The sequence below is a fragment of the Bradyrhizobium sp. SRS-191 genome (assembly GCF_024586915.1).
Taxonomy (GTDB): domain Bacteria; phylum Pseudomonadota; class Alphaproteobacteria; order Rhizobiales; family Xanthobacteraceae; genus Bradyrhizobium.
This window is the reverse complement of sequence record NZ_JANBVS010000028.1, coordinates 37,245-60,373: the sequence shown is the minus strand read 5'-3', so window position 1 is coordinate 60,373 and position 23,129 is coordinate 37,245. Positions and strand designations below refer to the sequence as shown.

Genomic DNA, 23,129 nt, shown 5'->3' with positions numbered 1-23,129 from the left:
GGAGCATGGCGGGGCGAAATTCAACCTCGCGGGCTATGCGCTGCCGCTGCCCGGCACTGCCTGGAAGCGGAAGGCTGCGCCGTCGCGGTGAATGTGGCCGGCGTCAAAATGGCCGCCGATGACCAGCGTGCCGGTGTCGGCGAAACGCGAGAACAGCGTCTGTCGGGTGGCGGCTGCCTGCGCGGCATCGGAGTCGACGGTCGAGCTCCAGTCCAGATGCGCCATCTGGCAGGGATGATGCGCGACGTCGCCGGAGAGCAGTGCCTCCGCACCATCGGAGCGGATGTGCAGGCCGACATGCCCCGGGCTGTGGCCGGGCGTCGGGATCAGCGTGATCTCGTCGGTGATCACGGCATCGCCGGCGACGAGGTCGGCGCGCCCCGCGGCCACGATCGGCTGCACGGAATCGGCGAAGGTCGCGGTCTCGTCGGCGGCCTCGCTGTGGTCGCGCCAGTGCTCATATTCGGTGCGGCCGAAGATGTAGCACGCGTTGGCAAACGTGGGCTCCCAGCGGCCATCAACGAGCCGCGTATTCCAGCCGACATGATCGACATGAAGATGCGTGCAGATCACCATGTCGATGCTCTCAGGCGGAAGGCCCGCCGCGCTCATCGCCTCCAGGAATGGCGTGGAGCGATCGTTCCAGACAGGCACGCTGCGTCCCTGCTTGTCGTTGCCGAGACCGGTGTCGACGACGATGCGCTTGGTCGGCGTCTCCAGCACGAGGCTGTGGATCGACATCTTCAGCCTGCCTTCGGCGGTGGCGAAATCGGGGGTGAGCCAGGGCAGGGCGCGGATCGCCTCCGGCGTCGCCTGCGGCAGGATGAAGCGGGTGCCGCCGACCGTCTCCAGCTCGGTGAATTTGGTGATCCTGACCCGGCCGACCGTCCATTGCATCAGCGCTTCCCCGTTTTGTTCTTGGTGCCGGGGACGATGCCGCGTCACGCGCGCCAGTGCAATGGATCGAGTTTCGGGAACAGGCGTTGTCGTGGCCAGTCCATGGAGAACAGTGTCATGCCCGAGCTGGCCATATCGCCCGAGAAGGTCGCCTTCCTGATCGAGAAGGCGCGCGAATTCGACGTCAAGGAGCAGGTGACCGACGAGGATTCCGGCTCGAATGCGGCCGATGACGATATGATCGACGTGCTGGAGGATACCGGCGACGATCCGGTCGTGCGCGAGATCACCGGCTTCATCAATGCGATGAGCGAGGACGAGCAGACCGATCTGGTCGCGCTGATGCGGCTTGGCCGCGGCGATGGCGACATCGACGAATGGGACGATCTGCGCCGCGAAGCCGCCGGCCAGCGCGACCGCCACACCGCACGCTATCTGCTGGGCGAGCCGATGCTCGGCGACCTGCTGGCGGAGGGCCTGGATGCGTTCGGCATCGACTGGACGGAAGGGCGGACGACCGCGGACTCGTCCAGTCCGAGCCAGCGCGACGAGGACGAGATCACGAAGCAGTAGGTTGTCGCGCAGTGACGCATTGGCTAGCGCCGCCCTGACGATGATAGCAAGTCTGTATTTGCCGACTGGAGTCGAACTATAGCCGCATCGGCGGTGCGCTCCCTCTCCCCGTTCTTCACGGGGAGAGGGCTGGGGTGAGGGGCAGCCGCACGGGAAGTGCTAGTAGGGCAAACGAAATGTCAGTGGGCATACGCGCCTGGAGTGTTCAGCGAGAGAGCTGTACCCCCTCACTCGGATCGCATCTGGCGATGCGATCCGACCTCTCCCCGCCTTAGCGAAGCTTCGCCTCGCCTGGCGGGGCGAGGTGCGCTGAGCGTGCGGCGCGATGTTACAGCCTCATCACGGTAGGCTCTCTCGCCGTTGCTTTCGGGCTTACAGCGTGCCCGGGAACGCGCCGCCGTCGAGCAGGATGTTCTGTCCCGTGATGTAGCCGGCCTTGGCGGCGCACAGGAAGGCGCAGGCGAGGCCGAACTCCTCGGGATCACCGAAACGCCCGGCGGGGTTGGTCTTGGCACGGTCGGCCAAAATCTGCTCCGGTGTGACGCCGCGCTTCTCGGCCTCGCCCTTGGCCGTCGAGCGCAGGCGATCCGTCTCGAACGGGCCCGGCAGCAGCGCGTTGATCGTCACGTTGTTGATCACGGTCTTGCGCGACAGGCCGGCGACGAATCCGGTGAGGCCGGCGCGGGCACCGTTGGAGAGGCCGAGAATGTCGATCGGCGCCTTCACGGCGGCCGAGGTGATGTTGACGATGCGGCCGAACTTGCGCGCCATCATGCCGTCGACGGTCGCCTTGATCAGCTCGATCGGGGTCAGCATGTTGGCATCGATCGCCTTGATCCAGTCGTCGCGGGTCCAGTTGCGGAAATCGCCGGGCGGCGGGCCGCCGGCATTGTTGATCAGGATGTCCGGATCCGGGCAGGCCTTGAGCACGGCGGCGCGGCCCTCCGGCGTGGTGATGTCGCCGGCGACCTCGGTGACGGTGATGCCGGGATTCGCGGCGCGGATCTCGGCCGCGGTCTTGGCCAGCGCCTCGGCGCCGCGGGCGGTAATCGTCACATGCACGCCCTCATTGGCGAGCGCGATGGCGCAGGCACGGCCCAATCCCTTGCTGGAGGCGCAGACGATGGCGCGGCGGCCCTTGATCCCGAGATCCACGATTGATCACTCCGATATGTCAGTGGCTGGATGATGCGCGCATTCTAGCCAAGCCGGCCGCCGCTGATAAGGGCAGCCGTCCCGTGCCAATTTGCATGGCTCCAGATTTCATGGCTCCAGATTTCATGGCTCGCGATCAGATGCGCCGTTCCTGCTTCAACCTGTCGATCAGGCCCGCGACCTCCGGCGGCAGCGAGCGGAAGCCCTTGGCGCCTGCGAGCGAGAGGATCGGCCGCAGCCGCGAGCCGTCGAGGAAACGCGGCTGACGCTCCGGCGGAACGATCCGGTCGAACACCAGGACCAGCGTGATCGCGACCATGCCGACCCTGATCGCGCCGAGCAGGGCGCCGGCCAGGCGGTCGCCGAAGCCGGCTTCGGAACCGATCGCCTCGTCCAGCATGATGCGCCCGATCTTGCCCAGGGCGACGCCGATGACCACGAAGGCCGCGAAGAATTGCAGCCAGTTCTGCGCCAGCGGCGCCCCGTGCGCATCCTGAAGCTGCGGGCTCATGGCCGCGACCGCGCCCATCGCAAGCGGCATCGCGAGCAGATAGGCCAGGATCGTGATCGCACTGCGCAGCAGTCCAGTGGCAAAGCCGCTGTACACGGCGACCATCAGGGCAATACAAGCGGCAAGGTCGAAAGGATTCATGACTGATATGCTGCGGTTGTAGGACCCGCCCGGTAAACAAATCCGGTTTGCGCTGCTTCAAATCGTCTGTATCAATGCGCCGCAACAAAAGACGGAAACGCAAGGTGGTGCCATGTCCGGCCTGTTCGACATCAGTCAGGAAGTGATTCTGATCACCGGCGCGAGCCAGGGGCTCGGCCGGCAGTTCGCCCGGGTGCTGTCCGCCCATGGCGCCGCGGTCGCGCTGGCCGCGCGGCAGACCGGCAAGCTCAAGGCACTGGAGGACGAGATCAAGGCCAAGGGCGGTCGCGCCGTCGCGGTCGAGATGGACGTGACGAGCAATGCGTCGATCGCACGGGGACTCGATGCCGCAGAAGCCGCGCTCGGACCGGTGACGGTGCTGATCAACAATGCCGGCATTGCGGTCGAGAAGCTCGCCGTCGAGCAGAGCGAGGCCGACTGGGACGCCGTGATCGGCGCCAATCTCAAGGGCGCCTATTTCGCAGCGACCGAGGTCGCACGCCGGATGATCGCGCGCAAAGCGGGCGGCAACATCATCAACATCGCCTCGGTGCTCGGCTTCAGCGTGGTGAAGTTCATCTCGCCTTACGCAATCTCCAAGGCGGGCGTCGTGCAGGCCACCAAGGCGCTGGCGCTGGAGCTCGCCGCCAACAACATCCGCGTCAATGCGCTGGCGCCCGGTTATATCGACACCGACATCAACCACGACGTCTGGGAGACGCCGGCCGGCGAGAAGCTGATCAAGCGCATCCCGCAGCGGCGCGTCGGCCATGAGAGCGATCTCGACGGCGCCATCATGCTGCTGGCGTCGAATGCGTCGCGCTACATGACCGGCAGCGTGGTCACCGTCGATGGCGGCTTCCTGCTGACCTAATTGGCTCGCATCTCGCCCCGGATCACGTCCGCGGCCTTCTCACCGATCATGATCGTTGGCGCATTGGTGTTGCCGCCGATCAGGGTCGGCATGATCGAGGCATCGACGATGCGCAGACCGGACAGGCCGTGCACGCGGAGTTGCGGATCGACCACCGCGAGAGGATCGGCCGTGCCCATCTTGCAGGTGCCGACGGGGTGATAGACGGTATCGACGCGGGCGCGCAGGACGCTGCGGATATCGTCGTCGGTCCTGACATCGGAGGTGAACAGGTCGCGCGTGGCGAGGCTGCGCATCGCCGGCGTCTCCATCAGCCGCTGCGTGGTCTTGTAGCCCGCGACCATGGTCTCGACGTCGTCCTCCTCGCCGAGGAAGTTCGGATCGATCAGCGGCGCCGCCAGCGGATCGGCTGTTTTCAGCGACACCGTACCGCGGCTCTTCGGCCGCAGCAGGCAGAAGTGGCAGGAGAAGCCGTTGCCGTGGCGCTTGCGGCCGTGATCGTCGGTGACGGCCATGCCGAAATGCAGCTGGATGTCCGGGGTCTCGAGATTGGGATCGGTCTTCAGGAAGCCGCCGCATTCGGCGAAGTTCGAGGTCAGCACGCCCCGCCGCTCGCGCCGGTACTGACCGATTCCCGCGAGCAGCCTGCGGATGCCCTTCGGCGACAGCGACGAGAAGTTCGGGTTGTCGGAGGTGTAGGCGAAGATGAAGTCGGGATGATCCTGCAGGTTCTGGCCGACGCCCGGCAGATGGTGCACGCTCGCAATACCCAGCTTCGCGAGCGCCGCGGCATCGCCTACTCCTGAGAGCATCAACAGTTGCGGCGTCTGGAATGCGCCCGAGGCCAGGATCACTTCACGGCGGCAGCGGATCTCCTTGATCTCCTTGCCCTGGCGATACTTCACGCCGACGGCGCGCTTGCCGTCGAACAGGATCAGAGAGGCGTGCGCCGCGGTCTCGACGCGGAGATTGCGGCGGTGACCCAGATGCGGCTGGATATAGGCGCGCGCCGAACTCCATCGCTCGCCATTCTTCTGGGTCACCTGATACAGGCCGAGGCCCTCCTGGGTCTCGGCGTTGAAGTCCTCTCGGATCGGAAACTGCGCCTCGCGTGCCGCCTGAAGGAAGATCTCGTGCACGGGGTTGCTGGTGCGCAGGCGGTTCACCGGCAGCGGTCCGGCTTGGCCGTGATACTCGCCATTGAACTCGGCATTGTTCTCGGCGCGCTTGAAATAGGGCAGCACGTCGTCATAGGACCAGCCGGTGTTGCCGAGCGCGGCCCATTGATCATAGTCGGCGCGGTGGCCGCGGATGTAGACCATCGCATTGATCGCCGAAGAGCCGCCGAGCCCGCGACCGCGCGGCTGATAGCCGATGCGGCCGTTGAGGCCCGGCTGCGGCACGGTCGTGAACGACCAGTTGTTGACGGGGCCGGCCACCATCAGGAACAGCATGTAGGGCGTGGTGACGATCCAGTTGTCGTTGCGCCCGCCGGCGTCGAGCAGCATCACCGACGTGCCCGGATCCTCCGACAGCCGCCCTGCAACCGTGGCGCCGCCACTGCCGCCACCCACGACGATGAAATCGACTTCCTCCGCCACGCGCTATATCTCCCTGATTGACTTGTTGTTGTGCCGTTGTTGTTTTGCCGTCATTCCGGGGCGCCGCGCATCTGCGCGGCGAACCCGGAATCTCGAGCTTGGCTTGCGTCTCAATCATCTCGAGATTCCGGGTTCGCTGCGCGCGCCCCGGAATGACGATGACTGTGGCGCTAGCTCAGAAATCGCAGCAGCTTCTCGATCCGGGCGATGCTGGCGCCATAGGGTGGATAGAGATCCTTCATGCGATTGAAGGGCGAGCGGTAGAACACCGGCTTCAGCTTGCTGAAGCTGTTGAAGCCCCATTCGCCATGATAGTGGCCGATGCCGGAGGCGCCGACGCCGCCCATCGGCTGGTTCATCTGCGCGAAGTGCAGCAGGCAGTCATTGATGGTGACACCGCCGGACACGGTGCGCGCCAGCACGTTGTCGCGCGCCGCCTCGTCTTTGCCGAACCAGTACAGCGCCAGCGGCCGGTCGTGGGCGTTGATGAAGCGGATCACCTCGTCGGCGTCGCGATAGGTCAGCACTGGAAGCAGGGGGCCGAAGATCTCCTCCTGCATGATCGCCATCTCGGCGGTCGCGCCGACCACGACCGTCGGCGGGAATTTGCGCAGCTTCTTCCAGGCGGGATCTTCCGGGCTGGTTGCGCTCAACGGCCTGGCGCCGCGTGCGATCGCATCGCGCAGCAGGCCTTCAAGACGCTGATAATGCCTATCGGAGATGATCGAGGTGTAGTCGCCATTGGCTGGGTTGGTGCCGAACATGCTGAGCATGTGGCCGTGGAGCCTGCCGGCGAACGCGTCTCGCCGCGCTTCCGGCACGAACACGTAGTCGGGTGCGATGCAGGTCTGTCCCGCATTGAGCAGCTTGGCATAGGCGATGCGCTCGGCGGCCTCGTCGAGATCGGCGGAGACATCGACGATGGTCGGCGACTTGCCGCCGAGCTCCAGCGTCACCGGCGTCAGATTGCGTCCCGCCGTCTCGGCGACGATGCGGCCGACGCGGGTCGATCCGGTGAAGACGAGATGATCGAACGGCAGGCCTGCGAACGCCTGCGCGACACCATCCTCGATGCCGGTGACGGACAGCTCGGTCGGATCGAATGCCGCGGCGATCAGCTCCCGCAGCAGCGCCGAGAAATGCGGTGTCAGCTCGCTCGGCTTGATCAGCACGCGATTGCCGGCCGCGATTGCGCCGATGGCCGGCGCGAGTGTCAGCTGGAGCGGATAGTTCCAGGGCGCGATGATGCCGACCACGCCGAGCGGCTGCGGGATCAGCCGGTTGCGGGCAGGGAAGAACTGCAGCGAGGTTGCGATCCGCCGCGGCGCCATCCAGCGCGGCAGCCTCTTCAGTGTGTGCTTGAGCTCGGTCTGCAGGAACAGCGTCTCTGCGATGGTGGTCTCGACCGCGCAGCGATGGCCGAAATCCGCCGAGATCGCCTGCTCCAGGCGTTTCTCGTTGCCGGCCAGCATGGCCCGTAACCGCCTCAGGCTGTCCTGTCGCGCAGCCAGGTCGGGCGGCGACGTCCCGCGCGAGGCCTCGATCATGGCGTGAAATGCGTCGTCGAGCGCGGTGACCGGGGGGCTCTTCAGGGAGTGGTCCATCGACGTCTCCTCGCATGGGCTGCGGCCGCGATCCGGCCGTCGTTCTGGTTCGTCGGCGAAGCTGCCGCGTTGCGGAACTGTTGGCAAGCGCGGTGACGTGCCGGATTTGGCCGACTGGTTACGGAAGGAGTCGGCGGCTCCGTCGCAGGGGCTACTCTCCCTGAGGCGGCCTTCGCAAGCCGCCAGGGACTTTGCGCCGCCGCTGAACCAGTGGCCGGCTCGCGCCGGGCAGCACGTTCCGCGCCTTCATCCATAATTATATGATTTCACTCGAGTTTTCCGGAGGCTCGAATTCCGCCGGCCGCTGTCACAATCCGGCAAAAAAACTTCCAAAAGGCCCTTTCCAAACCAGCCTCGCATTGGTACATACCGCCCGCACCCGATGGCCGAACCGGCCGACGGGCTCAAGCCTTCTCAGGAAGCCTTTGGGATGTACTCGGCGGCGCTCAGACGCGTCAGCCAGGAGCACCCGATAATTCCCTGAAGGCCGTGCAGAAGTTAACGCGGGGTGGAGCAGCCCGGTAGCTCGTCAGGCTCATAACCTGAAGGTCATAGGTTCAAATCCTATCCCCGCAACCAACGAAACGGAGCCCCTGAAATCGTGAAGATTTCAGGGGCTTTTGTATTTCGGCACCCTTTGAGCCCGCAACCAAATGAATTTGATGGTGGCTGCGCGCTGCTGCTGGCCATCTGCGCTCTGAGCCTCTTTGAGTGCTTTCGAAGAGTCCGGGATGAACTCCAAAGCCTTGATTCTTGCCGCTTCCGCATTCAGTTGCCGGAACGCGCGTGGTGCCCGGCAGGGACGGATAGATCGAAGCGCAGACCTATGAGGTTCTCGGTCTTGACCCACAGGCGTTTCGCAACGTCCTCGTCCAGGGCTCGCTCATTGATCCGCGCGCGCACGGGCGGGCCTTTGTGCTCGAAGAAACGACCGGGGCCCCAGTAACTACCCGGCTCTGCATTTGGATCTGTCGCGGCGCGCATGGTGTTAAGTGCGCCTTGAGTCGTTGTCAGCTGCAAGATCGGGTTGAGCACGCTCGCCATGAGACGCTCGTGGGGGCGCAAATGGCGCTGAAGATCAGACTTCGTCCAGCCAGGGTGAGCCGCCGTGACGCGTGCGTCCGAACCCGAGACTGTAAGCCGTCGTTGTAGTTCGAGTCCGAACAGCAGGTTTGCGAGCTTGCTCTGTTGGTACGCCTTCAGAGGGTGGTAGGGACGGCTATTCCAGTTCAGGTCGTCGAAGTCGATGACCCCGCCATGATGGGCCATGCTGGATACGATGACGAACCGTGCGCCTGGTGTCCGGAGCACCAGCGGGGCAAGGCGTGCCGTGAGCGCGGCGTGGCCGAGGTGGTTGGTACCGAACTGGAGTTCGAAGCCCTGCTTAGTGCGGGAGAGCGGCGGAAGCATCAGGCCCGCGTTGTTGATAAGCAGATCGAGCCTGTCGTGAGACGCCGCAAAGCGCCCGGCGAAAGCCGCGATGGAATCGAGGTCTGCAAGATCGAGCATATCGAGCGCAATCTTGCCCTTGGGCTTCTCTTCGTGAATCCGGGCGAGTGCGTCCCTGCCCTTGTCCGGATTCCTGCACGCAAGCACGACATCGGCGCCGCGCCGGGCAAGCATGCGCGCCGTCTCGAAACCCAGGCCCGTATTGGCCCCGGTCACGATCGCCGTGCGCCCGGTCTGATCGGGGATGTCGTTGAAGGTCCAGGCGGTCATGCTATCTTCCAATTGATTGACGCTGGTTCACCCGAGCGCGCGCGGCGTCTTGGATGTGCAGAGCGATCTCGTCTTCGCTGCGGCCGCCGTTGATCGCGGCGCGTCCGCCAAAGATGAAATGGGGCACCGAGCGGACGCCTGCTGCCGCAGATCGGGCCGCCTCCTCCTCCACGCGCTTGTGCTGGATGGGATCGACGGCGACTGCGCGTGCTTCCGTACGCTCGAACCCATGGTCTGCGGCGATACCGGCGAGCACATCTGCATCACCGATATTCATGGCATCGAGGAAATATGCCTCGGTGATCGCCACCGCGAGCCGATGCTGTGTGCCACGTTCCCTTGCGGCAAGGATGAGGGCGTGGGCAGGCTGCGTGGCATAGGCCCAAAGCTGGCGGCTGAGGTCGAGCTTTAGCCCCGAGGCTCGCGCTTCGCCTTCGGGCCGTGCAAACGCCACCTTCGGATCGGTGATGCCGTAGCGCGAGCGAAGCAGGTCGGGAATGTAGAGCCCTGCGGCAGGCACTCCGGCGAGCAGCAGGACGGGATGATGGTGGATGTCCACGGCAAGATGGGGGAAGCGCTCCGCCAGAACCTTATCAAGCCGGAATTGCCCGACCAGGCACCAGGGGCAGGTGATCTCCGTATAGAGGTCAATTATCAAGGCATCGGTCATGACGGGGAAGCCTGCGAACGAGCGGAGACCGCCCAAATGCCGAGATGCGAGCCCATTGCGGCGCGGGGTGTGGATGCATGTGTTGTCTTTAGCGAACTCATCGTTGTCTCCTGGTCATCCTGAACCGCTTGTCGCTCATTCGCAGGCCCTCAGGCGGCGCCTTCGAGCGCAGTGCGGATCTGCGCTTCAGCGGAGACCATCGCCGCCCTTACGGCGTCGGGGCCGTAAGCGGTGCCTTCGACACGGATCAGCTCGATATCAATCAACCCGATGAAGCGCAGCAGGTGCATGAGGTAACCGGTCTGGAAGTCGAACGACGCGTATTGTCCTTCAGAGAAAACGCCGCCGCTGGCTGTTACGAGATAGACCTTCTTGCCGGACAACAGACCCTTTGGGCCGTTCTCGTCGTATTTGAACGTGACGCCCGGCCATGTGACGTGATCGATCCAGGCCTTGAGTTGCGAGGACGGACCGAAATTGATCATGCTCGAACCGATGACAATTGTGTCGGCGGCCTCGATCTCATCGACCAGCGCTTCGGCGAGCCCGACGGCCTGCGCCTGCTCCGGCGTACGTGCTTCCGACGACGCCATGCGGCCGTTGATGTAGGCCGGTGTGATATGCGGAAGCGGCTCCGCCGAGAGATCCCGCGTATTGAGCGTGCCGCCTGAGCGGGCTTTGATCTGTTCGGCGACATCGGTTGCGACGCGGCTCGACAGGCCTTCGGCACCGCGTGGGCTCGACGTGATGAGGAGGATGTTGGTCATGCTTGCTCCGGATTTCTCAGTGATTGGCGATTGCAGGAGCAGCGCGAACGAACTCCCTGTTTGACACCTGCTCGACGAGGAACTTCGCGAGATCGCCTCTCGACAATTGCGTACGGAGCTTGGACTTTCCGTACCAGCCGACGTCGATGGTCCCGCTGGCCGGGCCATCCTTGAGGTTTGGAATCCTCACCAGCGTCCAGTCCAGCCCCGAATCCCGAACCAATTCGCCGGTGGCCCTGATGTCATCGACGGCCTTTGGTACGATGAGCTTGAACACCATCAGAAGCGATTGGGCCTTGAGGTCGAAGCCATCTTTTGGATCGCGATAACTCGCCGTGGAGATTTGAATCAGGCGTTGAACACCCAACCTCTTCATCACCGAGACGATGTTGCCGACACCGTGCATGATCGGACGGTCGCCCTTGATCTTGAGGCTGTTGGGTCCCAATGCGCTGATGACCGCCGTAGAATCACGGATGCACTCGGCCATCGCCGTCACGTTCGTCAGGTCGCCGACGACGGTCTCAATCGTCCCTTGGTAGTCCCTGAGTTTGCTGGCATCGCGCGTATAGACCGACAGGCTGTAGTTTTGCCTGAGCGCCTCCTCGATGAGGTACCGTCCGGTTGGACCGGTGGCGCCGAATAGCGAAATCTTCATTGCGCTTCCTCGCGAATTCAACGCGGCGAGGCAGAGCTGCACCGATGGCGGTGCTGGTGCCCAGGTTGGAAGGTGTCATCTTTGTCAGCCATACACGCATTCCCTTGGTTGGTATGTTCTGCTGACTAGATGATTGGAGTAGACTGCCCGATAGACAAGAACGTAAATTTTTGAGGCCTAGTCACATGCCTATGACCGACCCCATTCCACTCCAGCCGGGAACGAATCCCGGCTGCGGACCAGTCAAGGAGGTCCTTGGCCGCATGGGCGACAAGTGGACCATTCTCGCCATCACGATGCTGGCCGAGCAGCCACGCCGCTTTAACGAGTTGAAGCGGCTGATAGGTGGGATTTCGCAGCAGATGCTGACCCGTACGCTCAAGGCCTTGGAGCGCGACGGGATGGTGACACGCAAGGTTCATCCGAGCGTCCCGCCTCAAGTCGAGTACAGCCTTACCGATCTAGGGAAGTCGCTTGCCATACCGTTGATGCAGCTGGCCACCTGGGTGCTGGATCACATGAGCGACATCGAAAATTGTCGGGCACGACACGATGAGGCCGCTCACCACCGATGAGTAGATCGGCGCGAATATGCACCGGCCAAGTGAAACGCTCCGGCCCAAGTCGCGCTGCTCGCAGGCATTTAAAACCAAGGTAATTACGATCGGTGGAGTTCGAGAGGAGCGCGTGTGTAGGCCCCGCTACCATCAAGACAGCAACGCCCGCAGCCTTGGCCGCGGGCGTTTTAGTTCGTGCGTCCTCCTTCCAGCTCAGGCCATTTGGCTGGCGGTCCTCGTCTGTGCTGCGCGCCTGCTCGAGCCCGTCAACTCTCCGCGCCGTGCCATCGCGTGAATGCGGTCGGCGGTGCGGCAGGCGATGGCCTGGATTGTGAGTGATGGATTGACGCCGCCGACGGTCGGAAATACCGAGCCGTCGCAGATCCAGAGGTTCGGGATGTCCCAACTGCGGCAGTCGGCATCGACGACGCTGCTGCGCGGATCGTCGCCCATGCGGGCCGTGCCGTTGAGGTGGCAGGTGTCGTCCTCCTGGGCCCAGATATCCTTGGCACCGGCGGCCTGCAGGGCGCGTGTCATGAAGGCGAGCGAGTGGTCGATCAGCCGCCGGTCGTTGTCGCACCAGGAATAGGTCACGCGGGGAATGCGCAGGCCGTATTGATCGACCTCGTCCGCCAGCGTCACGCAGTTGCGCTCCTGCGGCAGCATCTCGCCGACGATCTTCAGGCCGGCGACGTGATTGTAGTTCGTCATCTCCTCGACCAGCCGCGCGCCCCACAGCCCGCGCGCCTGCGCCAGCGTGTTGGCCCAGAGCTGCGGCAGCGGGCCCTGGCTCATATAGGCGTAGCCGCCGAAGAAGTCCTTGCCGTTGTCCTCGTAGTTCCAGTGCTCAGTGATGGCGAGAGACGGCGGCCCCTTGTAGGAGCGGATCTCGTCGTCCATCAGCCCCCACACCGCCTGGTTGGATTGCGTCATGAGATACTTGCCGACGAGGCCGGAGCTGTTGGCGAGCCCGTCGCGATGGCGGTCGGTGGCCGAGTTCAACAGGAGCCGCGGCGTTTCGATCGCGTAGCCGGCGACGACGACGTTGCGGGCGCGCTGGAAGCGCCAGCGTCCCTCGCGATGATAGTGGACGCCAGTGACGCGGTCATCATCATCGACCTCGATGCGGCCGGCCATCGCGAGATCGCGGATTTCTGCGCCCGCGGCCAGCGCGCGCGGAATCCAGGTGACCAGCGCGCTCTGCTTGGCGTTGGTCGAGCAGCCGGCGACGCAGAAGCCGCGATACACGCAAGGGTGCGCGAGGCCGCGTGGCGCCGAGAGCGTGGCGAGCGGCGTCTCGGTCCAGGAGATGCCGAGCGCCTCGCATCCCCTGGCGAGCACGCGCGCGGCGGCGTTGAGCGGATGGGCGCGATAGGGATAACGTGGCCGCTTGGGTCCCCAGGGATAGGTGATCGGGCCTGAGATCTTCAGCGCCTGCTCGACCTCCTCGTAGTAGGTCCACATCTCGCGCCAGTCGATCGGCCAGTCAGCGCCGTAGCCGAGCAGGGTCCGCGACTTGAACCATTCGGGGCGCAAGCGCAGCGACACCATCGCGAAATGCACGGTCGAGCCGCCGACCGCCTTGCCGCTGTTGTTGCTGCCGAGCTGCAGCGGATTGGCGCCGTCGGTGATGCGATCGTCGGTCCAGTACAGCTTGGTCTGCTCGGCCTCGTCGGAGGCGAAATCCTCGAGCGGGCGAAAGTAGGGGCCGGCATCGAGTGCGACGACCGAGAAGCCGTATTCGGCGAGCTTGCAGGCCAGCGTGCCGCCGCCGGCGCCGGTGCCGACGATGACGAAGTCGACCGGCTCGTCGTCGCGATGGCAGCGCATCGGCACCCAGCCGCCGGGACGAAACACGTCGGGCGCGCGGCCTGCCATGGCGCGCGGTGTCGCTTGCGGGTCATCGGAGATGTCAACGAACATGGCGGTTGGTCCTCGCGGCGTCGGCCTCGTGGCCGGGTTCGGCTTCGGCTGCCTCCCACGGATCGCGCTCGTTGGCATCGAGGCGCACATAGCCGCGCGGGCTGGCGGGGCCGCCCCATCCGATCTCGTTCCATGCGGCGGGGTGCGAGTAGTAGGCGAGCACGACGTCACGCAGCAGCCGGCGCTTGAAGAAGTCGTCGGAGCGCATGTCGCCCCAGTCGGCAGCCTTGAGCTCACCGGCTTCGGCGCGCTGGAGCAACTGATCCTGCATCCCCTCGGAGAGCTCGGTGAATGGCCGGTGGAACGCCGTGAGCGCCTCCGCTTCGAGTGCGCGCAGGCCGCGCCGCCACGCTTCGCGGTGACGGGGCATTCCGTCGGTGCGATAGCCGTCGGCGATATCGGCGTGCAGCTTGCGATCGACCAGCGCGGCGACCGGAATCGGCGGCCGTGTCGATGGCTGAGGCACGATCCGGGCGGCGACGGCTCGGACCAATTGGAATTCGCCGGCTGAGAGGAACAGCGGCGTCGCGGTGACCGACAAACGCTCGGCGATCACCTCGCGTGTCTTGTCGTTCCACGACGGACCGCTGCGCTTGGTGAGCACGTCGTAGCCGGGGTAACGATCCGGAATGGCAGGAGGGCGCGAACGGTCATGCATCGGGGTGCTCCCGCATCAGGCCGAGCGCTGCCAAGCCGGCGAGGGCGAGGCCGGTGAAGCTCGGCGGCGCCGGCAGCGGCGGTCCCGCCAGGATGTTCTGACTCCAATTGCGCCACCCGCCCATGTTGCGCGACACGCCATAGGCGTGGAAGCCGACGCCGGCAAAACCCATCGCGGCCAGCAGCCACATCCAGGCGCGTGTCAGCGGGTGCCTGCGGGTTTTGTCGTCACCGGGATCGCGCGCGGCGGCTTTGAACAGCAGTGCGGCGCCGACCGGCGGCAAGGTCACGGGGACCGCCATGAACGGGTTGTGAAACGCGCCGCGGAAATGCAGCAGCCCGGCTTCGCCTGACGTGCCTAGCAGTCCGGCCGCGGTGACCGCTGCGATCGTGCGCGCGGCCGGCAGGCCGAACACATGCGGCCGCTGCGCGCGGCTGGTGTCGCGCACGCGCTCGGAGCAGAAGCCGAGCAGCCCCGACAGCAGGATGGCCATCGGTGCGCCGAGCGGCGCGCCGTAGAACAGGTTCTGCCAGCTGAAGCCGCCGACTTTCCTCGTGACGTTGTAGACGTGAAAGCCAGTGCCTATCAGGCCCGTGGCGGCGGCGAGCAGGTAGCTGCCGTCGCGCAGCCGGTGCGCCCATGGCCGCCGGTCGGCGGTGCCGTGCGCGCTCATCGCGAGCGTCAGCGCCGAGACCGCCAGCGGCGTGTACATCGCCTTGTTCTTGAACGAGCCGCGATAATGCTCGACGCTGCTGTCGGCCAGCACCGAGGCCGCCAGCATGCCCGCGGCGCGATTGAGACGGCGTGCGGCGCGGACCGATGCGCGCGGGTGCGGTCCTGGTCGCGACGGCAGGCTTGCCGGCTTGCGCTCGAGCCTGCGTGGCGGGCTCGGCTGCAGCATCGCCGTCGCGGCGATGGCGGAGAGGGCGAGGCCGGCTCCCACCAGCCAATCGGTGTCGTTGCTCATGTCGCGCTCACTGCATAGCGCGCCGCATCGGCGTGCTTGAAGACCAGGCCATGGCCGGGACGGGTGAGATCGGGACGGATCTTGCCGTCCCGCGGCTGGGGTGCACCGTCGAACAGCATGTGCTCGATGCGCACGTGATCGTGAAACCATTCGAGATGGCGCAGCCGCGGCGCGGCGCAGGCGGCGTGCAGATGCAGGGACGGCGCGCAGTGTCCGGAGAGATCGGTGTGAAACGCGTCGCACAGCGCGGCGATCTGCCGGAAGCCGGTCACGCCGCCACAACGGGTGATGTCGGCCTGCTGGACGTCCACTGAGCCCGCCTGCAGCATCATCCGCACCTGATCGGTCGTGTAGCTGTATTCGCCGGCGGCGACATCCATGCCGGCAGGAGCGTGCTCGCGGACGAGCCGCAGGCCGGTCAGATCATCCGAGGACACCGGCTCCTCGAACCAGCTCACGCCCAGATCCGAAACGGCTTGCGCGAGCCCGAGCGCCTGCTTTGCGCTGTAGGCGCCATTGGCATCGACGAACAGCGCGGCGCGGTCGCCGATCGCGAGCCGCGCCACCTCGACCCGATGCGGATCGCGTGCGGGCTCGGAGCCGACCTTCATCTTGACATAGGCGCAGCGTTGCTCGGACACCCAGCCCGCAAGCTGCCGGCGCAGCTCGTCGTCCGAGTAGCTGGTGAAGCCGCCGCTGCCATAGATCGGGACTTCCTCGCGATAGCTGCCGAGGAGCGCGCAGAGCGGCAGATCCAACAGCCGGGCCTTGAGATCATACAGGGCGGTATCGAGAGCCGAGATCGCGGTGGCCACGAGACCCTGCCGCCCGAGATTGCGGATCGCCCGCTGCATCGCAGCCCAGCTGTGCTCGGGTGCGAGCGCGTCGCTGCCTTCGACCAGCGGCGCCAGGGTCTCGGAGATCAGCCGGCCGATGCAGGCATGCGCATAGGTGTAGCCGATCCCGATCTTGCCGCGCGCGAACACCTCGACCAGCACCATCGTCGTCGAGGTCCAGCTGATCGTTCCATCAGCCTCGGGCCGATCGGTCGGAATCTCGAAGGCGCTGACAGCGACGCTTTCGATCGGGACCGCCGCGCGCATCAGTCTTTCCCTGGCAGGATGCTGGTGACGAGCTCCTTGGCGCTGTTCTTGAGCACGCTGCCGAGCTCCGGCTCCGACGGAATCATGCTGATGAAGTTCTTGGCGTCCTTCAGCGTGATATGCGGCGGCAATGGAGGCACGTTCGGATCGGTATAGGCCTCGAGGATGACGGGACGGTCGGCCGCAAGCGCTTCGTCCCAGGCGGCGCCGACGTGATCGGGATCGTCGACGAAGATGCCCTTGAGTCCGATCAGCTCGGCATAGCGGTGATAGGAGAAATCCGGGATGCTCTGGGTCGAGAGCGTCTTGCCGGTGCCGAGCTGGATACGCTCCTCCCAGGTCACCTGGTTGAGATCGCGGTTGTTGAGCACGAGCACGATGAGGCGCGGATTGCTCCACTCGCGCCAATATTTGCCGATCGTGATCATCACGTTCAGCCCGTTCATCTGCATCGCGCCGTCGCCCATGCAGGCGATCACGGTGCGCTCGGGATAGGCCATCTTCGCGGCCAGCGCATAGGGCGTTCCGGCGCCGAGCGAGGCGAGGCCTCCGGAGAGCGAAGCCTTCATGCCGCGCCGCATCTTCAGATCGCGCGCATACCAGTTGGCGGCCGAGCCGGAATCGGCGGTGATGATCGCGTTGTCCGGCAGCCGCGGCGACAGCTCCCAGAACACGCGCTGCGGATTGAGCGGATCGGCCGAATCCATCGCGCGCCGCTCCAATTTCTTCCACCAGTCGCGCACGCCGTCCTCGATGCCGCTGCGCCAGCTGTCCTTCGGCTTCTGCTCGAGCAGCGGCAGCAGCGCCCGCAACGTCGCCGCGCTGTCGCCGACGAGATTGACCTCCATCGGATAGCGCAGGCTGAGCCTGGTGCCGTCGATGTCGATCTGCACGCCGCGCGCATCGCCGGGCTTCGGCAGGAACTCGCTGTAAGGAAATGCAGAGCCGACCATCAGGAAGGTGTCGCACGACTTCATCATGTCCCAGCTCGGCTCGGTGCCGAGCAGGCCGATCGAGCCGGTCACGAACGGCAGATCGTCGGGGAGCGCGGCCTTGCCGAGCAGCGCTTTCGCAACCCCGGCCTGCAGCCGCTCGGCCGCCGCAATGACCTCGTCGGTGGCGTCGAGCGCGCCGGCGCCGATGAGCATCGCGACCTTGCGCCCGCCGTTCAGGACCTCCGCCGCCGCGCGCAGCTGCGCATCGTCCGGAACCAGTGCGGGTGCGGCGTAGCCGAGGCCCGTATGCGTGGTGCCATGCTTGAGCGGGGGATCCTCATACTCCATCTCCTGCAGGTCCTTCGGAAGGATGATGCAGGTTACGGCGCGCCTTGTATGCGCGATCCGCACAGCGCGATCGACGAGATGGCGGACCTGCTCCGGCACGGTCGCCTGTTCCACATATTCGGCGACGTCCTTGAACAGCGTCTTGAGATCGACCTCCTGCTGATAGCTTGCGCCGATCGAGGCTCGCGCAGCCTGGCCGACCAGCGCGACCACGGGGACGTGATCCATCTTCGCATCGTAGAGCCCGTTGAGCAGATGGATCGCGCCGGGCCCCGACGTCGCGTAGCAGAGCCCGACTTGGCCGGTGAACTTGGCATGCGCGGAGGCCATGAACGCCGCCATCTCCTCGTGCCGCACCTGGACGTAGTTCATCACGTCCTTTGCCTTGTCGAGCGCAACATCCAGTCCGCCGACACCGTCACCGGGATATCCGTAGACACGGTGGAGACCCCATTCGGACAGGCGGTGCCAAACGAATTCGCTGACGTTCATGGACGTGATCCTCGATCAGATATGGCGGGAGAGCGGCGCTGCTGCTGTCCATCAAACGTACCGTGACGGCAAACGTTGCCAGTTTAACGAGAATTCATGTTGGTGCTTGAACTAACAAGGAAGCGGCGTGGGCGACCGGTTCCAGGTGCGCGGCCGGCCCCGCCAACGGCGCGGACAAATAGTGCGCCGCAGCGCGCGGCTGCACGTGGCGTGCGTGACGACATCCTCGTCCGCAGAACGCCTGGCAATAGCGACTTCAAGTTGGCGCGATTGACGCGCTTAGGCGACGAGATCGACGGCCGCTCCGTCGGAGTCGATCAAGTGCACGCGTTCGATCCCGGAGCGCGGTAACAAGGCGCTGATCTCGGACGGCGCCATCAGGCTGAAGGCGGTCGATAGAGCGTCGGCCACGGTGGCGTTGGCCGCCACCGTCGTCACGCTGCGGTAGCGCTGCGCGCAGCCGCCGTCGTGCGGATCGAACAGATGGTTGAAGCGGCCTTGCGGGTCGAAACGGAACCCGTAGGCGCCCGACGTCGAGACGGCGCGGTCGACGATCGGCAGCATCGCGGCGGTGCGTCCGGTCTGTTCCGGATCCTCGATGGCGACGTCCCAGGGCTGCCCGTCCGGACGTGGTCCGATCGCGCGGGCCTCGCCCATATCGACGAGGCTCTGCTGCACGCCTTGGCTCCGCAGGAGGTCGACGACCTTGTCAGTGACATAGCCTTGCGCGATGCCATTCAGGGTCAGCGTCGTGCCGCGGGGCATGACGACACGATCACGATCGATCGAGAGCTTGCGGTAGCCTATGCGCGCCAGCGCATCGCGCACGGCCTGTTGTGGCGGGCCGTTTGGATTTGCATCGGGCCGCGAGAAGTGATCGGCGTACAACGTCCACAGCGGCTGCACCGTCGGGTCGAAGCGCCCATCCGTCAGCTCCGCGTAGCGCTTCGAGCGCGCGAGGATGTCGAGCAGCTCCGGAGCGGGATCGAGCAGCACACCCGTGCGGTTCAATGCGACCAGGGCCGAGTCCGTCAGGTACAGGCTGAACAGCCGCTCCAGCCGGCGTGCCTCGGTGATCGACAGCGCGATCAGCCGCTCCGCCTCCCGGCGATCCCCATGGTGCAGCTTGATGGTCGCGACGGCGCCGAGCAAGGTGCCGCGCCATTCGACCAGACCCGTGTCGGCCTTGGCGCGAGGCGTGCCGAGCGAAGCGATCGAGAGGCCGGCCACCGCAGCACTGATCTGGATGAAGCGGCGGCGCGAGAGATGCTGTGTCATGACGGCCACCTCAATTCGTCTTCCCTGCGTCCGACTCGGCCGCGCTGGCGCTCTCCTCCGAGCTCAGCACGTAGTCGCGCGGCACATCGCCGAAGCTGACGACGCGGCCGCCATGCTCGGCGGCGAAGCGCTCCGCCGCTGATCGTTCCGAGAACGGCACCGCCTCGTCGCTGCCCATGCCGCTCTTGAGTCGGCTACCGATCACGAACAGCGCCTTGCGGGCCTCGATCCAATTGTCCGCGCCAGGATTGTCCCAGCTCGCGGCCTTACCCATGTCGGAGACGTAGATCGCCTGGATGTCCTTCGGCTCGTCGGGCAGCATCGTGAAGGCGATGGCGTCGCGCGCCGAGGAGAACCACACCGGCTCGATCAGGCTGGCGGCGAAGATCTGCCCCTTGGGGCCGGAATGCTCGAGCAGGTTCATGCCGCAATAATGTCCGATCGCCTGTTGGGTCAGCTTGATCGGCGGCGGCGGCGCGGCGGCCTGCTTCTCGTTGCAGCCCGTGAGGACGAAAGCGGCAACGAGCGCGCAGGCGAAAGCGAGGCGTTTCATAGCTCCCTCCGGGAAAAGGCCAGCGTGGCGCCGGCAAGGGGGACCACGGTCCACAGCACGAGCGCGGTGAGCAGCGCCTGCACCGACAGCGTGCTGCTGGCGGCGAGCCCGGCCATGCCGGAGAACAGGCTGACATTGGCGAAGCCGGTGAGGTTGAACAGCCGGTAGGCGTCGGCCGGGTTGAGCAGCAGCAGCGCGCTGAGCACGCCGCCGGAGATGTTGCGGCCCTGATCCAGCACCAGCACGCCGAGCAGCGCCATGTCGTAGATCAGCACCAGCACGAGCCACAGCCCGATGCACAGCCCGGCGGCGGTGCCGCGGTCACGGACGACAGCGCTGACGAGATAGCCGATCGCCACGAACACCGCGCCGAGCAAGACGGACGAGCCGATCATCGCGGCGAAGGCGGCGAGGCCCTCGGCATCGAAGCTGCTGCCGGTGATCAGCAGCGCCACGGCCGCGGCGCCATAGCCGAGGCACGTGGCGAAGGCGAGCACGGCGAGATGGCCGAGGAACTTGCCGAGCAGCACCTGCCAGCGCGCCACGGGGTAGCTCAGCAGCAGCAGCATGGTGCCGCGCTCCATGTCGCCGACGATGGCGTCATGCGCGATCAGCAGCGCGATCAACGGGATCAGGAAGATCGTCAGGCTCGACAGGCTGACGATGACGACATCGAGCGCGCGGGCGCCGACGGTGCCGGTGGGCGCGCTGCCGAGGAAGGTCAGCGACAGCGAAAGCCCGGAGAGCAACAGGGTCGCGGCGAGCACCCAGCGATTGCGGATGGCCTGCTGGATTTCCTTGGCGGCGATGGTGATCAGACTGTTCATTGCGTCCGCTCCGCGTGGCGCAGGAAGTGCGCATAGAGTTCGTCGAGATTGGGCGGAATGAGCTCGAGGTCCTGCACGCTGTTGCCGTCGGCGGTCGCGCGTCGCAGCAGATCGATCTTCTCGTCCGGCGCCGCGTCGATCTCGACGATGTGGCCGTTGATCCGGCGATAGGACGTGGCGGTGGGCAGCCAGGCCGGTGCGCCCGACGTCGGCAGGTCGGCGACCTTGACCCGGATCCGCGTCGGCAGCCGCGCAAGGCGACGGAGCTCGTCGAGCGTGCCGTCGGCGACCTTGAGGCCGCGGTTCATGATGATGACGCGACCGGCGCGCTCTTCCAGCTCGGTCAGCGCGTGGGAGGACAGCAGCACGGTGGTGCCCTCGGCCGCGAGCCTCTGAATGACATCGTAGAAGGTCTGGCGCAGCTCCGGGTCGAGGCCGGTGGTCGGCTCGTCGAGCAGCAGCACGCGCGGCCGGCCGATCAGCGCCTGCGCCAGGCCGAGGCGCTGGCGCATGCCCTTGGAATAGGTGTTGACCCGGCGCTTCGCGGCCTCGCCGAGGCCGACGACATCGAGCAGCGCCAGCGAATCCTTGACCGGCTCGCGCTTGAGTCGGGCATAGAATGCCTGCGTCTCACGGCCGGTGAGGGCAGCGTCGAACGCGACATTCTCCGGCAGGTAGCCGAGCTGGCGCCGCGAGGAGAACTCACCAGCGGCGGGATTCTCGCCGAGCACGCTGATTTGGCCGTGGGTCGGACGGATCAGACCGAGCATCATCTTCATCAGCGTGGTCTTGCCGGCGCCGTTGTGGCCGATCAGCGCCACCATCTCGCCCTCAGCGAGATCGAACGACACACCCTTCACGGCTTCCACCTTGCCGTAGTGCTTCACGACATCGGCGATATGAACGGTCGCGCTCATCGGGGCGTGCTCCCTGCAGCGGTGCGGCGCGCTGGCGGCGACATCAGCGGATGGCTGTCGACGACGCCGCCGGGCAGGATCGCCGGGAATTGCGCCTGCGCCCAGCGGATCACCTGCACGGCCGGACTGTTGACCAGCACCTTCGCGGCCGGCGCCGTCCACAGCACGCGGTCGAACAGGTCGTTCGGCCGGTAGGCGGTGTCGGCGACGCCGTCGCCATTGAGGTCGAAGCCGGGATTGTCGCTCCAGTAATTGCCGCGGCCGTTTTTCGACCAGTCGAGATGCCGGGTGCCGACATATTTGATCTGGCTGGCATTGTTGACGAAGGCGTTGCCACGGATGTCGTTGCCCTCGGAGCCCGCGGTGAAATGCACGCCGATCTCGCAGCCCTCGAACCAGTTGTCGGTGATGCGGTTGTTGTTGGTGTTGTAGACGAACACGCATTTCTCCGGACCAGGTTTCTCAAGACCTGGGCGAAGGCCGCTGGTCGGCGCGACCGCGCGCGTCTCGGTCTGCGGCACGCCTTCGTCGGAGCCGCGATTCTCGGCGGTGGCCCAGCGCTCTGCCGGCTGCAACCCGCCGATGACGCTGTTGCCCGAGATCTGCGAGCCGTTGGTCGCATTGAACAGCATGCCGCGGTCGCGGTCATGATCCGAGACGTTGTCCTTCACCACCAGATTCTTGGAGAACATCAGCGCATAGCCGATGATGTTGCGGGTCGAGACATTGCCGGTGATCTCGCCGTCATTGGCGTACATGTAGTGGACCGCGAAGCGCAGATCGCTGAAGCGATTGCGGCTGAAAATGTTGTTGCGGCTGGTGATGGCGAACACGCCATCGCGGCCGTAGCGGATGTCGTTGTCGATCACCTTGGCGCCCGGCGCGTTCCACACCGAGACGCCGTTGCCTGTGCCGCCGGGATGCGTCGTGCGCAGGCCGATGATGCTGTTATGGCGCACAAGCGCGTTGGCCGAGCCATGCAGGTAGACGCCGAACAGATTGCCGTCGATGTGATTGTTCTCGATCAGCGTGTCGTGCGCGGCCTGTTCGACGAACACACCGGAATTCATCTGCTCCAGCGAGCGGCCCGAGCCACGGATCGTCAGGCCGCGGATGATTGTGCCCGGCGCGGTCACGGTGATGACGCTGCTCTGACCGTCACCGGTAATCACTGTCCCTGGAGAGCCGGTCAGGGTGATGCTGTGCGTGATGCGCAGCGGCCCGCGATACGCTCCATCGGCCAGCGAAATCTCGTCACCGTCATCGGCACGATCGAGCCCGCCTTGCAGGTCATTGGTATCGGCTGTGACCTGGAGCTTTGCCGCGCGAGCAGGCAAGGCGAGGCCGGCGGCGAGAACCGCCGCCAGCCCCCATGTCGTGATATGGCGCATTCGCCGCATC

Annotated in this window: 22 protein-coding genes and 1 tRNA gene; 4 read left to right on the top strand and 19 right to left on the bottom strand. The window is 65.5% G+C overall.

What is annotated here, in order from left to right; translation table 11 throughout:
• Positions 1–33 precede the first annotated feature (33 nt).
• Positions 34–897: an MBL fold metallo-hydrolase gene (locus NLR35_RS32035; RefSeq protein ID WP_257170541.1), complete on the bottom strand. Its 864-nt coding sequence runs from the start codon at positions 895–897 to the stop codon at positions 34–36.
• A 117-nt stretch (positions 898–1,014) separates the two neighbouring features.
• Here NLR35_RS32035 and NLR35_RS32030 point away from each other — a divergent pair, with 117 nt between their 5' ends.
• On the top strand, positions 1,015–1,470 hold the full coding sequence (locus NLR35_RS32030) for a DUF3775 domain-containing protein (protein WP_257170540.1): 456 nt from the start codon (positions 1,015–1,017) through the stop codon (positions 1,468–1,470).
• 372 nt (positions 1,471–1,842) lie between these two features.
• Here the strand turns inward: NLR35_RS32030 and NLR35_RS32025 are convergent, their stop codons facing one another.
• Positions 1,843–2,625, bottom strand: a complete 783-nt coding sequence (locus NLR35_RS32025) for an SDR family oxidoreductase (RefSeq protein WP_257170539.1) — start codon at positions 2,623–2,625, stop codon at positions 1,843–1,845.
• Between the two features lie 136 nt (positions 2,626–2,761).
• Positions 2,762–3,277 carry a CvpA family protein gene (locus tag NLR35_RS32020; RefSeq protein ID WP_257170538.1) on the bottom strand — a complete coding sequence of 172 codons (516 nt, stop codon included), beginning with the start codon at positions 3,275–3,277 and terminating at the stop codon, positions 2,762–2,764.
• 112 nt (positions 3,278–3,389) lie between these two features.
• Here NLR35_RS32020 and NLR35_RS32015 point away from each other — a divergent pair, with 112 nt between their 5' ends.
• Positions 3,390–4,151, top strand: coding sequence for an SDR family NAD(P)-dependent oxidoreductase (locus tag NLR35_RS32015; RefSeq protein WP_257170537.1), 762 nt, complete (start codon positions 3,390–3,392; stop codon positions 4,149–4,151).
• On the opposite strand, the gene NLR35_RS32010 is transcribed toward NLR35_RS32015, so the two are convergent.
• Together NLR35_RS32010 and NLR35_RS32005 are read right to left on the bottom strand one after the other, a co-directional pair.
• Positions 4,148–5,752, bottom strand: a complete 1,605-nt coding sequence (locus NLR35_RS32010; RefSeq protein ID WP_257170536.1) for a GMC family oxidoreductase — start codon at positions 5,750–5,752, stop codon at positions 4,148–4,150. The genes NLR35_RS32015 and NLR35_RS32010 overlap by 4 nt on opposite strands.
• 170 nt (positions 5,753–5,922) lie before the next feature.
• A complete protein-coding gene (locus tag NLR35_RS32005) occupies positions 5,923–7,356 on the bottom strand; it encodes a coniferyl aldehyde dehydrogenase (RefSeq protein WP_257170535.1) in 1,434 nt (477 codons plus the stop codon).
• 502 nt (positions 7,357–7,858) lie between these two features.
• On the opposite strand from NLR35_RS32005, the gene NLR35_RS32000 reads away from it, so the two are divergent.
• Positions 7,859–7,935 (top strand) — tRNA-Met (locus NLR35_RS32000).
• 189 nt (positions 7,936–8,124) lie between these two features.
• Here the strand turns inward: NLR35_RS32000 and NLR35_RS31995 are convergent.
• The 4 genes from NLR35_RS31995 to NLR35_RS31980 all read right to left on the bottom strand — a co-directional run bounded on the left by NLR35_RS31995 (position 8,125) and on the right by NLR35_RS31980 (position 11,170).
• Positions 8,125–9,075 (bottom strand): oxidoreductase, encoded by a 951-nt coding sequence (locus NLR35_RS31995; protein WP_257170534.1) that lies wholly within the window; start codon positions 9,073–9,075, stop codon positions 8,125–8,127.
• A gap of 1 nt (position 9,076) precedes the next feature.
• A complete protein-coding gene (locus NLR35_RS31990; RefSeq protein ID WP_257170533.1) occupies positions 9,077–9,745 on the bottom strand; it encodes a DsbA family oxidoreductase in 669 nt (222 codons plus the stop codon).
• A gap of 149 nt (positions 9,746–9,894) precedes the next feature.
• Positions 9,895–10,512 (bottom strand): FMN-dependent NADH-azoreductase, encoded by a 618-nt coding sequence (locus NLR35_RS31985; protein ID WP_257170532.1) that lies wholly within the window; start codon positions 10,510–10,512, stop codon positions 9,895–9,897.
• A 16-nt stretch (positions 10,513–10,528) separates the two neighbouring features.
• A complete protein-coding gene (locus NLR35_RS31980) occupies positions 10,529–11,170 on the bottom strand; it encodes an SDR family oxidoreductase (RefSeq protein WP_257170531.1) in 642 nt (213 codons plus the stop codon).
• 191 nt (positions 11,171–11,361) lie between these two features.
• Here NLR35_RS31980 and NLR35_RS31975 point away from each other — a divergent pair, with 191 nt between their 5' ends.
• Positions 11,362–11,745, top strand: a complete 384-nt coding sequence (locus NLR35_RS31975) for a helix-turn-helix domain-containing protein (RefSeq protein ID WP_257170550.1) — start codon at positions 11,362–11,364, stop codon at positions 11,743–11,745.
• Between the two features lie 195 nt (positions 11,746–11,940).
• Here the strand turns inward: NLR35_RS31975 and NLR35_RS31970 are convergent, their stop codons facing one another.
• The 10 genes from NLR35_RS31970 to NLR35_RS31925 form a co-directional block, all read right to left on the bottom strand.
• Positions 11,941–13,650, bottom strand: coding sequence for a GMC family oxidoreductase (locus NLR35_RS31970; RefSeq protein WP_257170530.1), 1,710 nt, complete (start codon positions 13,648–13,650; stop codon positions 11,941–11,943).
• On the bottom strand, positions 13,640–14,308 hold the full coding sequence (locus tag NLR35_RS31965) for a gluconate 2-dehydrogenase subunit 3 family protein (protein WP_257170529.1): 669 nt from the start codon (positions 14,306–14,308) through the stop codon (positions 13,640–13,642). The genes NLR35_RS31970 and NLR35_RS31965 overlap by 11 nt, the downstream gene beginning before the upstream one ends.
• Positions 14,301–15,275 (bottom strand): hypothetical protein, encoded by a 975-nt coding sequence (locus tag NLR35_RS31960; protein WP_257170528.1) that lies wholly within the window; start codon positions 15,273–15,275, stop codon positions 14,301–14,303. The genes NLR35_RS31965 and NLR35_RS31960 overlap by 8 nt, the downstream gene beginning before the upstream one ends.
• Positions 15,272–16,378: an enolase C-terminal domain-like protein gene (locus NLR35_RS31955; RefSeq protein ID WP_257170527.1), complete on the bottom strand. Its 1,107-nt coding sequence runs from the start codon at positions 16,376–16,378 to the stop codon at positions 15,272–15,274. Before NLR35_RS31955 ends, NLR35_RS31960 begins: the two co-directional genes overlap by 4 nt.
• Complete coding sequence (locus tag NLR35_RS31950; protein WP_257170526.1) at positions 16,378–18,153, bottom strand: thiamine pyrophosphate-requiring protein; 1,776 nt, start codon at positions 18,151–18,153, stop codon at positions 16,378–16,380. The genes NLR35_RS31955 and NLR35_RS31950 overlap by 1 nt, the downstream gene beginning before the upstream one ends.
• Before the next feature lie 279 nt (positions 18,154–18,432).
• Positions 18,433–19,431 (bottom strand): FAD:protein FMN transferase, encoded by a 999-nt coding sequence (locus NLR35_RS31945; RefSeq protein WP_257170525.1) that lies wholly within the window; start codon positions 19,429–19,431, stop codon positions 18,433–18,435.
• Between the two features lie 10 nt (positions 19,432–19,441).
• Positions 19,442–19,984, bottom strand: coding sequence for a nitrous oxide reductase accessory protein NosL (locus NLR35_RS31940; protein ID WP_257170524.1), 543 nt, complete (start codon positions 19,982–19,984; stop codon positions 19,442–19,444).
• On the bottom strand, positions 19,981–20,811 hold the full coding sequence (locus tag NLR35_RS31935; protein ID WP_257170523.1) for an ABC transporter permease: 831 nt from the start codon (positions 20,809–20,811) through the stop codon (positions 19,981–19,983). The genes NLR35_RS31940 and NLR35_RS31935 overlap by 4 nt, the downstream gene beginning before the upstream one ends.
• Positions 20,808–21,728, bottom strand: coding sequence for an ABC transporter ATP-binding protein (locus tag NLR35_RS31930; protein ID WP_257170522.1), 921 nt, complete (start codon positions 21,726–21,728; stop codon positions 20,808–20,810). Before NLR35_RS31930 ends, NLR35_RS31935 begins: the two co-directional genes overlap by 4 nt.
• The gene (locus NLR35_RS31925) at positions 21,725–23,128 is read right to left on the bottom strand and encodes a nitrous oxide reductase family maturation protein NosD (RefSeq protein ID WP_257170521.1); all 1,404 of its coding nucleotides are present in this window, start codon (positions 23,126–23,128) and stop codon (positions 21,725–21,727) included. Before NLR35_RS31925 ends, NLR35_RS31930 begins: the two co-directional genes overlap by 4 nt.
• Position 23,129 lies beyond the last annotated feature (1 nt).